The following is a 12,730-nucleotide window of genomic DNA, read 5'->3' as shown; positions in this document are numbered from 1 at the left end:
CAGCCCGGAAAGCGCCCCGAGGCCCGCCTTGACAGGATGTTCGGGTGCCAAAACGGTTAATCACACCGTTTAGTGATCCACGTCACGGCATTATGGCGTATTTAATTGGCTATTGGTCTAGGCCAGTTACGCTGACTTGCCGACTGTGAAGCTGGACTCCACCTGCGGTGAGAGCCGCCCGCAGGCCTTTTTGAGGTCCTCTTCGGCTTCGAAGAGGGAGAGCCGGCGGTTCCTGACGGACTGGACCAGACCAGTGACGGTGAGGAGGAGCACACGGGCTCCCACGGCATCGCCGCAGGCGCCGGATACCAGTTTCTCGCTGAGCACGTCAATCTCACGAAGGAGGTCCGTGGTGTCTTTTCCGGGCTGGTATACGCCCCGGCTCAGGCACTGCTCCACGGCCGGCTGCATGACGCGCATGTGGAAGATCTCCATGAGCAGTCCGGAGAGGGCCCGGCCCCGGAAGCGGGGAGACGAGCCGCGCGCGCCTGCCTGCAGTTCGTCCAGCTGCTGCCTGTAGAGCGCGAGCATCAAGTGGGTGGGGGACGGGAAGTAGCGGTAGAGCGTGCCGAGGGGAACGTCCGCTTTTTCTGCCACCTGCGGCAGCTCGACGGCATCCAGGCCGGTGCGGGCGAAGCCGGCGGCGGTATCGAGGATCCGCGCATAGCGGAGGCGCTGGCGGGGAGCGGAAGGCCGGGCGGCCATGGGCGGATGGTCTGAAAATGTCTCGGTCATCAGCATTCCGGGGTTGGATTTGAGGAACTGCGGCCAGGAGCGCCCCCATTTCCATACCGCCCTGCAGTCCGGTTCAACTATACGGCACAGGCACGTGCCCTAATTAGTCAGCGGCCTTATCAACCGGCCCCCGGAGTCAGTCAACGCCCTTGATCTTCACCACGAAGACGGCGCCGAGCAGCCCGATCACGGCCGCGGTAAGGAACAGGGTCCGGTAGCCGCCCCCGTGGGTGACGGCGAGCAGAGCCAGGGCCGGAGCGACCACCTGCGGCAGGGAGTTGGCCACGTTGATGACCCCCATGTCCTTGCCCCGGTTGACGGCGAACGGCAGGACCTGGGTCAGCAGGGCAAAGTCCACGGCCAGGTAGGCGCCGAAGCCGATGCCCAGCACGGCGGCGCCTGCCAGCGCGCCCGGCCAGACGGGAAAGAACGCCATAATGGCCCCGGCCATGGCGATGGTGGCGGACGAAGCGATGACGAAGGGCTTACGGCGGCCCACCCTGTCGCTCCAGGGACCGGCCAGCACGGCGGTGACCATCACCATGACCGCGTAGATGCCGGTCAGGACCAGCACCCCGGCCGCGGGATCCTCATGGTGGATGATGTCCCGCAGGAAGAAGAGCAGATAGACGATGGTGAGCTGGTTGCCCACGTTGACCAGGAAGCGGGTGAGCCAGGCCCAGGCGAAGTCGGGGTAGATCCGCGGACTGATGTAGAAGCCGCGGATGAACGTGAGCGGCCTGAAGGCCTCGAGTTCATTCCTGGACAGGGCGGGGTCGTCCGGGTGGAAGAGGTACGGCAGCACGGACAGCAGCAGCGCGGCCGCGCAGAGCCAGTAACCCACCATGAAGTTTCCTGAGACCACGGCTCCGAAGACCGCCCCGGTGAGGATGCCGAGGGTCTGGCCCATTGCCGCCAGCCCGCCCACTCCCCCGCGCTGGATGACGGGCACCCGGTCCGGGACGGCGGCGGTAATGGCCGCGTAGGCAGCGTTGGCGCCGAGCTGCACCAGGCACCAGAAGAGCACCATCAGTGCCACCGCGGCCGAAAAGGACATGGCCACCAGCGCTGCAGTGGCCAGGACTGCCCCGGCCAGAACCCACGGCGCCCGCCGGCCGAAGCGTGACGTGGTCCGGTCCGACAAGGCGCCGAAGAGGGGGTTGGCCACCAGGGACACCGCCGCGCCGCAGGCCGTGACCAGGGACAGGATGGCTTCCTTGGCGGGCGCGTCGATGCTGATGGCCTGCTGGCCGATGAAGACGTTGATGGGGCCGAAGAACGCGGCGTTGATGCCCACGTTCACCAGCACCAGGCCTGTCACCCAGCGGGCAGTAACCTTTTCCACCGGCTCGGCGAGCGCCGCCGCCGTACCCTCACCTGCGGCAGCGCCGTCCGGGGCAGGCGTGTTGGACAGACTCATGGCATGCTCCCCCTGGTGCGGCCGGTTGGCGGTTGGATCAGACTATCGTGGGCGGTAACGCGCCGCCCCGCGGCAGGCGCAGGATGTGCACAATCCACCACTACGCGAGGAGAGCCACGTGGCAACAACAGCAGGAAACGGATCCGCTCCAGCCGTAAACACCGCCGATCTCTACGATGAGCGCGGCGACGAACTGGCCTCGGTGTCCCTGCAGTTCCAGTCCCTGGGCGGACGCTCCCACTTCAGCGGCCCGGTCCGGACCATCCGCTGCTTCCAGGACAACGCCCTGGTCAAGTCCACGCTCGGGTCGCCGGGCAACGGGGCGGTCCTGGTGGTGGACGGCGGCGGCTCGCTGGGGACGGCCCTGATGGGGGACATGATTGCCGAAAGCGCCGTGGCAAACGGCTGGGCCGGCGTCGTGATCAACGGCGCCATCCGCGACCGCGCCGCGGTTGCCGAACTGGATCTTGGCGTGAAAGCCCTGGGCAGCAACCCGAAGAAGAGCCTGAAGGCCGGAGCTGGCGAAGTTGACGTGGACGTGGTGATCGACGGCGTAACGTTCCGGCCCGGAGCCACGATCTGGTGCGATCCGGACGGCATCCTCGTGGAGCCGTAGCGGACAACCTGGCCGGGCCAGCTTTGCCGGGCGGGGGAAACGTTGCTGGGCGGGGAATAGAAGTGCGGGTAAGATAGTTACTGAAAGCAACTATCGCTGCTTATATCCTTTTCTTCCCCTTGGAGCACCCATGTCCAAAGCCGCTGCCGCGCCCGGCGTCGGAGAAACCCTGACGCAACGCCAGATCGTCACCGTAATGGTGGGCCTGATGCTGGGCATGTTCCTGGCATCCCTTGACCAGACCATTGTGTCCACGTCCATCTACACCATCGCCAATGACCTGGATGGGCTCTCCCTGCAGGCGTGGGCCACCACCGCCTACCTGATCACCTCCACCGTCAGCACGCCGCTTTACGGCAAGCTGAGCGACATCTTTGGCCGCCGCCCCCTGTACCTGACAGCCATCGCCATCTTCCTGGTGGGGTCGCTCTACGCGGGATCGGTGCACTCCATGACCGAACTGGCCATTGCCCGCGGCATCCAGGGCCTGGGTGCCGGTGGCCTGCTGGCCCTGGCGCTGACCATCATCGGCGACATCGTCTCCCTCAAGGACCGGGCCAAGTTCCAGGGCTACTTCATGTCCGTCTTCGGCATCTCCTCGGTGCTGGGCCCGGTGGTGGGCGGCGCGTTCGCAGGTTCCGCGAACATCCTGGGCTTTGACGGCTGGCGCTGGGTCTTCTTCATCAACATCCCCATCGGCCTGGCAGCGCTGACCGTGGTGTTCCTGTTCCTGCACCTCCCTGCCAAGCACCTGAAGCAAAAGATCGACTACTGGGGTGCCGCCGCCATCACCGTGGCCATCGTCCCGCTCCTCCTGGTGGCTGAACAGGGCCGCAGCTGGGGCTGGACCTCAACGAACTCCTTCCTCTGCTACGGCCTGGGCGTGGTGGGCATTGCCTGGTTCCTGCTGGCGGAAAAGCGTGCCGGCGACTACGCCCTCATCCCGCTGCGGCTCTTCCATAACGTCACGTTCGGACTGTCCTCGCTGCTGAACTTCATCATCGGCATCGGCATGTTCGGCGCCATCGCCATGCTCCCGATGTATCTCCAGCTGGTCAAGGGCCTCACCCCCACCCAGGCGGGCCTGATGATGATCACGTTCACCGTGGGCATCCTGTTCGGATCCATCACCGCCGGCCGCACCATCTCGGCGTCGGGCACATTCCGCATCTTCCCCATCATGGGCACCGGCATCCTGACTGCGGCCGCCCTGGTCATGGGCTTTTCCCTCCAGGTGGACACGGCACTCTGGGTTCCGGGCCTGATTGCGGTGTTCTTTGGTGTGGGCCTGGGCTTCTGCATGCAGCCGCTTACCCTGGCCATGCAGACCTCGGTGCCGCCGCGGGATATGGGTGTGGGAACCTCCTCGGCCGCGTTCTTCCGCTCCATGGGCGGTGCCGTGGGAACCGCCGTCTTCATCTCCATGCTGTTCAGCCTGGCCGCTGACAAGATTGCCGACGGCATGAAGACCGCCGCTGCCGACCCCGCCTACCTCGCCGTCCTGAAGGACCCGGCGGTCGCCTCTGACCCCGCCAACGCCAAGCTGTACGACTTCTTCAAGAACGGCGCCTCCAACGATTCCCTTAACGACACCAGCTGGCTGCACACCGCCAACAGCACCCTGACCCGGCCCATCACCGAAGGTTTCGCCTCCTCAATCGACGCGGTGATGCTGACGGCTGCGGTGCTGACCGGCCTGGCGTTCCTGATCAGCTTCGCCCTCCCGCGGAAGAAGCTGACGGACCAGAAGGCGTCCCCGCAGGACAAGGACGGCATGCAAATCCCGGCGCACTAGCCCCGAACAACCAAGCGGAGCGCAGGGAACGGATGACGACGGCGGCACGTCCCGCCGTCGTCATCCGGCGTTAAGGGGGCGGAAGGTGCCAAGTGGAACCTGCGGCGGTGACGTGCCACACTGTTTAGCGCGTGTGCGCCGGCCCTTCCGGCCGGTACCGCAGCCGACGACGTCCGCACCGCATCCATAAACCCCCAAACCCAGGGAGAACCATGCCCACTGCACAGGAGCAGACCACAACCGGCATACCGCGGCGGGTGATCTGGCTGGCCCTCGCGGGGGCGGTGGGCGGATTCCTCTTTGGCTTTGACTCATCGGTCGTCAATGGTGCCGTGGACGCGATGAAGGAAGAATTTGCCCTTTCCGAGGCCGTTACCGGTTTCGCCGTTGCCATCGCCCTGCTGGGCTGCGCCGCCGGGGCCTTCCTCGCCGGAAAGGTGGCAGACCGCTACGGCCGCATCCCTGCCATGAAGCTCGGGGCCCTGCTCTTCCTGGTCAGCGCCGTTGGCACCGGCTTTTGCTTCGGCGTGTGGGACCTGGTCTTCTGGCGGCTGGTGGGCGGCCTGGGCATCGGGCTGGCCTCCGTGATCGCCCCGGCATACATCTCCGAGATTTCGCCGCGCAAGGTCCGTGGCCGGCTGGCGTCCCTGCAGCAGCTTGCCATCACCACGGGCATCTTTGCCGCACTGCTGTCGGACGCTCTGCTGGCCACCACTGCCGGCGGCGCGGACCAGTCGTTCTGGCTCGGTATCGAGGCATGGCGCTGGATGTTCCTTGCCGCGGCCATACCCGCCGTCGTCTACGGATGGGTGGCCTTCACGCTGCCCGAATCGCCGCGGTTCCTGGTGTTCCAGGGCAAGGAGGACGAGGCCCGGAAGGTCTTCGACTCGATTGCTCCTGCCGAGGATACGGACCGCCACATCCGCGACATCCGCGAAGCCATCGAGGAAGACAAGCTGGCCGGGCAGAAGGGCTCCCTGCGCGGGAAGGCGTTCGGGCTGCAGGCAGTGGTCTGGGTGGGCATCATCCTGTCCGTGCTGCAACAGTTCGTGGGCATCAACGTGATCTTCTACTACTCCACCACCCTGTGGAAAGCCGTCGGCTTCCAGGAAAAGGACTCGCTGGCCATCTCGGTGGCCACGTCCATCACCAACATCCTGGTCACCCTGGTGGCCATCGCCCTGGTGGACCGTGTTGGCCGGCGCCCCATCCTCCTCACCGGGTCCGTGGGAATGGCCGTGTCACTGGGCGCCATGGCGCTTGCATTCTCCTCGGCGGCGGGCAGCGGCGAGGACATCACCCTGCCCGGCGCCTGGGGCCCGGTGGCCCTGGTGGCCGCCAACCTGTTCGTGGTCAGCTTCGGCGCGTCCTGGGGCCCGCTGGTATGGGTCCTGCTGGGCGAGATCTTCCCGTCCAGGATCCGCGCCCGGGCGCTGGGCCTGGCCGCGGCCGCCCAGTGGGTGGCCAACTTCGCCATCACGCTCAGCTTCCCGGTGATGGCCGCCGGATCGCTGCCGCTGACCTACGCAATGTACGCCCTGTTCGCGGCGGCATCCTTCTTCTTTGTGATGTTCAAGGTGCCCGAGACCAACGGGATGTCCCTGGAGCAGGCGGAGACGCTGTTCGTGCCCAAGGGGTCCGTCAAGGCGAACTGACGCCCCATCGGCTCCCGCTGTTCTTCAGCGGCGCCCCATCAGCATTCGCCGGACAACAAGAAACCCTCCATCACCTGGGGTGATGGAGGGTTTGTTGTTTTGTGCGGCTGTTTAGACCACGTGCGGTTCGTGGGAGGACAGGTAGCTGCGGCCGCCCACGGCAATCAGGATTGCCACCACCATGGCCACCGCCCCGGCGAAGAAGGGCACCTGCGGGCCGAAGTGCTCGCCCAGCTGCGCCGCCGCGAACGGTGCAAGCGCGCCGCCCATCCAGCGGACAAAGTTGTAGCCGGAGGACGCCACCGGGCGGGGTGAGTCCGAAACGCCCATGGCCAGTTCGGTGTAGATGGTGTTGTTGACGCCCAGCAGCGCGCCGGCAACGATCACCAGGACGACGACGGCAGGAACGGAGTGCCCGGCTGCCAGTCCCAGCCCGGCCAGGTCCAGCATCAGCAGGAACAGCGTGCCGGTGAGCACCTTGACGGCGCCGAAGCGGGCCTGCAGCGGTGGCGCCACGAAGACGGAGAACACAGCCACGGCCACACCCCATCCGAAGAAGACGCCGCCAATGCCGTAGGCGTCCATGCCCAGGATGAACGGGGTGAAAGCCAGGATGGTGAAGAAGCCGTAGTTGTAGAACAGGCCGCTGGCCGCCGTCGTCCGCAGTCCCTTGTGGCCCAGCGCCAGGAGGGGATCGCGCAGCCGTACCTTGCGCTCCGGCAGCGGGGTTTTGGGCAGCAGGGCGATCAGGGCGACGAAGGCGGCAGCCATCAGGACGGCGGTGCCGAAGAACGGCGCCCTCCACTGCCATCCGCCCAGGAGGGCGCCAAGCAGGGGGCCAAGGGAAATGCCGAGGCCCAGTGCTGCCTCATAGAGGATGATGGCGGTTCCGGCACCGCCGCTGGCCACGCCGACGATCACGGCGAGCGCGGTGGCCACGAACAGGGCGTTGCCCAGCCCCCAGCCGGCGCGGAAGCCGACGAGTTCAGCCACGCTGCCGGACAGGCCGGACAGCGAGGAGAAGACGACGATGACGGCAAGGCCGATCAGCAGGGTCTTCTTGCCGCCGATCCGGGACGACACGAACCCGGTGATCAGCATGGCCAGCGCGGTGACCAGGAAGTAGCTGGTGAAGAGCAGGGAGACCTGGCTGGGGCTTGCATCCAGGTTTGCGGCGATGGCGGGGAGGATGGGGTCCACCAGGCCGATGCCCATGAAAGCGAAAACGGCGGCGAGGGCTGTGGCCCACACCGCCTTTGGCTGCTTCAGGAAGGAGGCCTTTTCGGCCTGCAGGGTTGATTCTGGTGCCGGCAGGGTTTCTGCGAGCTGGCCGTCCATGGAGGGTGCTCCTAAGGTCGTGGGGTAATTAGTTGTTCTGGGCTGCATTGATGATCTTGTCGATGACCGGCAGGGCTGCGGCCAGCGCGTCCCGGTCCTGGTCGCTGAGGGTGCCGAGGATTCCGGCCATCACCTGGTTCCGCCGGGCATTGGCGGAGTCGACGGCGGCACGGCCTTCGGGCGTCAGGATGACGCGGACTGCACGGGAGTCGGTGGGATCCGGTTCGCGGCGGGCCAGCCCTGCCCGTTCGAGCTTGATGATCTGCTCGGTGGCGCTGGGAACCCTGACGCCGAGGTTCCGCGCAATTTCGCCCACCCGCTGGCCGTTCTCGAGCAGCATCTTGAGGGTGCTGAGCTGGGCGGCACTGAGTTCGCCGTCGGCGTCCAGGCGGCGGACGAGATAGACGCTGTGGCGGAGGGCTTCGCGGAATCCACTGGCGAGTTCCTGCAGCTGGGCTTCTGTCGCATTCATCGTTAGGTAGCCTAACATTTAGGCGCCCTAACGGTCAAGCTCGAGCGTGCTGCCTCAGTCTTGAAGGGGGAGTTTCATCCCCACGTGGCTGGCCTCGAAGCCCAGGCGTTCGTAGAACCGGTGGGCTGCGGTGCGGCTGACGTGGGTGGTGAGCTGCATCAGGCTGCAGCCGCGGCGCCGTGACTCGGCGATGGCCCATTCCACCATCAGCTTTCCGAGCCCCTGGCCGCGGAGCGACGCATCCACCCGGACCCCCTCCAGCTGCGAGCGCCAGGCACCCTGCCTGGAGATGCCGGGGAGGAAACTCAGCTGGAAGGTGGCAACTGCCGCACCCTCGGCGTCGCCGTGCGGCACCAGCCCGCCCACCACCAGCAGGTGGTTTGGGTCCGCCGCAATCGCTTCGAATGCCCGCTGGTACGGCTCCATGTCCTGCGCGGTTTCGCGCCCGGCGCCCAGCGCATCATCGGCGAGCAGCCGCACCATGGCGGGCAGGTCGGCACGCGTTGCGCGGCGGAGGCGGAACGTCCCGCCGTCGACGTCGGCAGTGAACAAAGCAGCGGCGGCATCTTGGGCAGGGATCACACGCCCAGCTTTGCACAGGAACACCACGACGCCGGCACTTGGGTAAGTGCCGGCGTCGTAGTGAGCCAGGGCCCGGTCAGGCGGGGGTTCCGGCCATCTCCGCCTGCCGCTCCTCCACCAGGGTGGCAACGGCGTTGAAGAGAGGATGGTCCGGTTCGAGTCCTGTGATCCTGGCCGTGGCATCGGCAGGGCTGTCGGATCCGAGGATGGCTGCCAGCTCGGTGGCTTCGGCGTCGGCGGGATCGTTGAAGCGCAGGGCGGCCGCGATGGCACCCAGCAGGGCCTCCGGCACCACACCGCGCTCCGCCAGCTCCGCCGCAGGACCGATGAAGCGCTCGTGGCGGCCCAGTTTCCGCAGCGGAGCACGGCCCACCCGGTTCACCGTGTCCGGCAGGTAGGGGTTGGAGAACCGGACCAGGATCTTCTGGACGTAGGCTTCCTGCTCGTCATTGCTGAAGCCGTGCTTGCCCACCAGGAGCTGCTTGGTCTCCTCGAGCACCGACCGGACGTCCTCGGCCACATCCTGGTCTGCCATGGCGTCGGAGATCTTCTCCAGCCCCGCTTCGAAACCGAAGTAGGCCGCCGAGGCATGCCCGGTATTCACGGTGAAAAGCTTCCGCTCGATGTACGGCGAGAGGTCGTCCACGAACGTGGCCCCGGGGATCACGGGAGCAGCATCCGCGAAAGCGGTACGGTCGATGACCCACTCGTAGAAAGTTTCCACGGTGACATCCAGGCCCTGTCCGGCCTCCTGGTTGGGCACGATCCGGTCCACGGCGGTGTTGGCGAACACCGCCTTGCCATCGAGCACGGCCGCCGTGACGCCGGGCTGGGAGGCCACCTCCCTGGCCAGGATGTCCGTGGCGTTGATCGCGTTCTCGCAGGCCATCACCTGCAGGGGCGCCAGGCCGGGCTCCCTGGTGACAATCCCCTTGGCGATCACGGGCGCCACGAACTTCAGGATGTGCGGGCCCACCGCGGTGGTGACGATGTCCGCCGTCGAGATTTCCTGGACCAGCTCCGCTTCCTGGGCGTTGGAGTTCAACGCGCGGAAGTTGTCCACGGTGCGCACGGCCGGGTTCTCGCCCACCTCGTGCACCGCGTAGCTGTCCGCTTCCTTGAGCCGGTTGATCAATTCCTCGGCCACGTCCGCGAACACCACCTCGTAGCCTGCGTCGTGCAGCAGCAGGCCCACGAAGCCGCGGCCGATGTTGCCCGCACCGAAATGTACTGCCTTCACTATGCGTTGACCTTTCCGAAGAGATCCAGGAGCTCGTCCTCGGAGGTGGCAGCCTCGAGCCGGGCCACCTGCTCCTTGTTGGTGAACACCTTTGCGATGGAGGACAGGATGTGCAGGTGTTCGTTGTTGATGCCTGCCACGCCCACCACGAACTTGACCTGCTTGCCGTTCCAGTCGATGCCTTCCGGGTAGCGGATGACCGAAACCGCCGACTTGCGGATGTGGTCCTTGGCGGCGTTGGTGCCGTGCGGGATGGCCAGGAAGCTGCCCATGTAGGTGGACACCGATTCCTCGCGTTCGTGCATGGCGGCGATGTAGCCCTCGTCCACCGCGCCCCGGGCCAGCAGGAGCCGCCCGGCCTCGTCGATGGCGGCGTCACGGGTGGTGGCGGTACCGGTCAGGACCACGCTTTCGCGGGCCAGGATCTCGGAAGTTCCGGTGCCGGCGGCAGCGGGCGTTGCATCCACCGGGGCGTCGGCGGCGTGGGCACCATGGGTGCTGCCGGCGTCGGACGTTCCACCTTCGGTGTTGCTTTCCCGGACCAGTTCCACGATCTCGTCATAGCGCGGGCTGTTCATGAAGTTGTCCACGGAGTAGTGGACCGCGCTGGAGGTGGCCGGCTTGGCGCGCTCGGTGAGGTCCTGGTGGGTGACCACGACGTCGTAGGAGTCGCTGAGGTTGGCGATGGAGGCATTGGTGACCTTGACCTCCGGGAAGCCGGCAGCCTTGATCTTGTTCCGCAGCACCGAGGCGCCCATGGCGCTGGAGCCCATGCCGGCGTCGCACGCGAATACGATGTTCCGTACCGGGCCGGCCAGCACGCCCACTCCGCCGCGTCCTGCGGCAGCGGCACCGGCAGTCCCGGCACCGGTCAGGGTGGAAGCAACCGAGCTCTTCTTGCCCTTCATGGCCTCCATGCGGGCAGTGGCGTCGCCCAGGTCCGCCTCATCACTGTGCTTGGTGGTGCGCAGGATGACCGAGGACACCAGGAAGGAGACCGTCGCGGCGAGCACCACGGAGAGGATCACCCCGAAGTAGCTGTCCCGGGACGTCTGGGCCAGCACGGCGAAGATGGAACCAGGAGCAGCCGGTGCCACAAGGCCGGAGTTGGTGATGGCCAGGGTGGCGATGCCGGTCATACCGCCCGCGATCGTACCCAGGATCAGCAGCGGGCGCATCAGGACGTACGGGAAGTAGATCTCGTGGATGCCGCCGAGGAACTGGATGAGGGCTGCGCCGGGAGCCGATGCCTTGGCGGCGCCGCGGCCAAAGAACGTGTACGCAAGCAGGAGGCCCAGGCCGGGTCCGGGGTTGGCTTCCAGCAGGAACAGGATGGACTTCCCCTGCTCCAGGGACTGCTGCACGCCCAGCGGGGTGAGGACGCCGTGGTTGATGGCGTTGTTCAGGAAGAGGACCTTGGCGGGTTCGATGAAGATGCTGGTCAGCGGCAGGAGACCGTTCTGCACCAGGAACTGGACGAAGTTGCCGGCGGCCGTGCTGAAGGCAGTCACCAGGGGGGATATGCCATAGAAGCCCACCAGGGCCAGGAGCGCACCCCAGATGCCGGCGGAGAAGTTGTTGACCAGCATCTCGAAGCCGGGGCGGATCTTGCCGTCCCAGATCGAGTCGATCTTCTTCATGGTCCAGCCGCCCAGCGGGCCCATGATCATCGCGCCGATGAACATAGGGATGCCGGCACCAACGATCACGCCCATGGTGCCGATGGCCCCCACCACGCCGCCGCGGACGTCATAGACCATCTTGCCGCCGGTGTAGCCGATCAAAAGCGGCAGGAGGTAGGTGATCATGGGACCAACCAGGCCGATGTTGGGCTTCCCGCCAGTCTCACCGAAACCACCGAGCTGCGGAACGGGCAGCCAGCCCTTCTCGATGAAGAGGGCGGTGATGATGCCCCAGGCGATGAACGCACCGATATTGGGCATGATCATGCCGGACAGGAATGTCCCGAACTTTTGGACGTGCACGCGCGCGCTGGTGCGGGGTTTCGCAACTGTCTCTGTTGCCATGGTGATTTCCTAACCGTCATTCCTGCTGCTCCGCAGGATTGGTTTGATGATTACGACGACGTAGTGCTGGGTGGTGCGGGTTGCTGGCTTAGCCGGCGGGGCTGGTGGAGATCCGGTGGAGCCATTCGAGGAAAAGCTTGAGTTCCGAGCTGGAAAGCTGGTCAGAATGCGAGGCCTGAAGTGCGGCGTTCAGGGCAATCGCTGCCACCACCACCGAGGACTTCCCGGTGCCGCCCGGCGCCGGGCCGCTGGCGGGCTCGGCTGACACCGCGAAGATCATGGCGTCCCGGGTCATGGTGGACAGTTCGAGGTTCCGTTCGGAGGCGGGCTCCGCAATCAGCATCAGCGTCACGCCCACGTTGGCCGCCAGGATGGACCTGGCCGCTTCCCGGGGCTGGACGTTCAGCTGGCCCGCCGCCGCTGCCTTGTTCAGCATTTCCTCCATCAATGCCTCGGCGTCGGCCACAATGGCCGGTCGGCTTTCCGGGCGGATGTTGCCGAACATCACCAAGTACAGCTCAGGCTGGTTCAGTCCGAACTGGACGTGGTTGTCCCACATTCTCCGGATGTCCTCAAGAGGCTGGCCGGAGGGGGCGAAATCCCTTTCGCCCGCGACATATTCTTCAAACCCTGCGGCGACGACGGCGTCGAACAGACCTTCCTTGTCACCGAAGTGGTGGTACAGCGTGGGAGCAGAAACCCCTGCCAGCTGGGTGATCTGGCGGGTGGAGACCGGAGCTCCCGCGGATTTTGCCAGCAGTTCCGCGGCAGCACGAAGCAGTCGCAATTTTGGGGGAAGCTGGCCATCCAAACTCATAACCGCTACCCTAGCACCTATAGCGTTGCTATA

General features: G+C 66.0%; 11 protein-coding genes. 3 read left to right on the top strand and 8 right to left on the bottom strand.

Annotated features, from left to right (window positions below):
• Positions 1-126: 126 nt before the first annotated feature.
• Together ACTJK0_RS07025 and ACTJK0_RS07020 are read right to left on the bottom strand one after the other, a co-directional pair.
• Positions 127-735 carry a TetR/AcrR family transcriptional regulator gene (locus ACTJK0_RS07025; protein WP_440744730.1) on the bottom strand — a complete coding sequence of 203 codons (609 nt, stop codon included), beginning with the start codon at positions 733-735 and terminating at the stop codon, positions 127-129.
• A gap of 136 nt (positions 736-871) precedes the next feature.
• A complete protein-coding gene (locus tag ACTJK0_RS07020) occupies positions 872-2,155 on the bottom strand; it encodes an MFS transporter (RefSeq protein ID WP_110545807.1) in 1,284 nt (427 codons plus the stop codon).
• Between the two features lie 118 nt (positions 2,156-2,273).
• Here ACTJK0_RS07020 and rraA point away from each other — a divergent pair, with 118 nt between their 5' ends.
• The 3 genes from rraA to ACTJK0_RS07005 all read left to right on the top strand — a co-directional run bounded on the left by rraA (position 2,274) and on the right by ACTJK0_RS07005 (position 6,221).
• A complete protein-coding gene (gene rraA, locus ACTJK0_RS07015) occupies positions 2,274-2,771 on the top strand; it encodes a ribonuclease E activity regulator RraA (protein WP_110545809.1) in 498 nt (165 codons plus the stop codon).
• 130 nt (positions 2,772-2,901) lie between these two features.
• Positions 2,902-4,566, top strand: coding sequence for an MDR family MFS transporter (locus tag ACTJK0_RS07010; RefSeq protein WP_110545811.1), 1,665 nt, complete (start codon positions 2,902-2,904; stop codon positions 4,564-4,566).
• Positions 4,567-4,778: 212 nt separating this feature from the next.
• Positions 4,779-6,221 (top strand): sugar porter family MFS transporter, encoded by a 1,443-nt coding sequence (locus ACTJK0_RS07005; protein WP_440744729.1) that lies wholly within the window; start codon positions 4,779-4,781, stop codon positions 6,219-6,221.
• A 111-nt stretch (positions 6,222-6,332) separates the two neighbouring features.
• Here the strand turns inward: ACTJK0_RS07005 and ACTJK0_RS07000 are convergent, their stop codons facing one another.
• The 6 genes from ACTJK0_RS07000 to ACTJK0_RS06975 form a co-directional block, all read right to left on the bottom strand.
• Positions 6,333-7,559 (bottom strand): MFS transporter, encoded by a 1,227-nt coding sequence (locus tag ACTJK0_RS07000; RefSeq protein ID WP_440744728.1) that lies wholly within the window; start codon positions 7,557-7,559, stop codon positions 6,333-6,335.
• Positions 7,560-7,587: 28 nt separating this feature from the next.
• Entirely contained in the window at positions 7,588-8,031 is a 444-nt protein-coding gene (locus ACTJK0_RS06995) for a MarR family winged helix-turn-helix transcriptional regulator (RefSeq protein ID WP_440744727.1), read from the bottom strand.
• Positions 8,032-8,085: 54 nt separating this feature from the next.
• Complete coding sequence (locus ACTJK0_RS06990; protein ID WP_440744749.1) at positions 8,086-8,583, bottom strand: N-acetyltransferase family protein; 498 nt, start codon at positions 8,581-8,583, stop codon at positions 8,086-8,088.
• A gap of 106 nt (positions 8,584-8,689) precedes the next feature.
• Entirely contained in the window at positions 8,690-9,853 is a 1,164-nt protein-coding gene (locus ACTJK0_RS06985) for a mannitol-1-phosphate 5-dehydrogenase (protein ID WP_440744726.1), read from the bottom strand.
• Positions 9,853-11,880, bottom strand: coding sequence for a PTS mannitol transporter subunit IICBA (locus tag ACTJK0_RS06980; protein ID WP_440744725.1), 2,028 nt, complete (start codon positions 11,878-11,880; stop codon positions 9,853-9,855). Before ACTJK0_RS06980 ends, ACTJK0_RS06985 begins: the two co-directional genes overlap by 1 nt.
• Positions 11,881-11,968: 88 nt before the next feature.
• Positions 11,969-12,697 (bottom strand): TetR/AcrR family transcriptional regulator, encoded by a 729-nt coding sequence (locus ACTJK0_RS06975; protein ID WP_110545823.1) that lies wholly within the window; start codon positions 12,695-12,697, stop codon positions 11,969-11,971.
• Positions 12,698-12,730: the final 33 nt, after the last annotated feature.

Origin of the sequence: Paenarthrobacter sp. 22069, from assembly GCF_052046035.1 — a bacterium.
Taxonomy (GTDB): domain Bacteria; phylum Actinomycetota; class Actinomycetes; order Actinomycetales; family Micrococcaceae; genus Arthrobacter.
The sequence above is the reverse complement of the archived record's forward strand: the minus strand, read 5'-3'. Positions and strand labels throughout refer to the sequence as shown.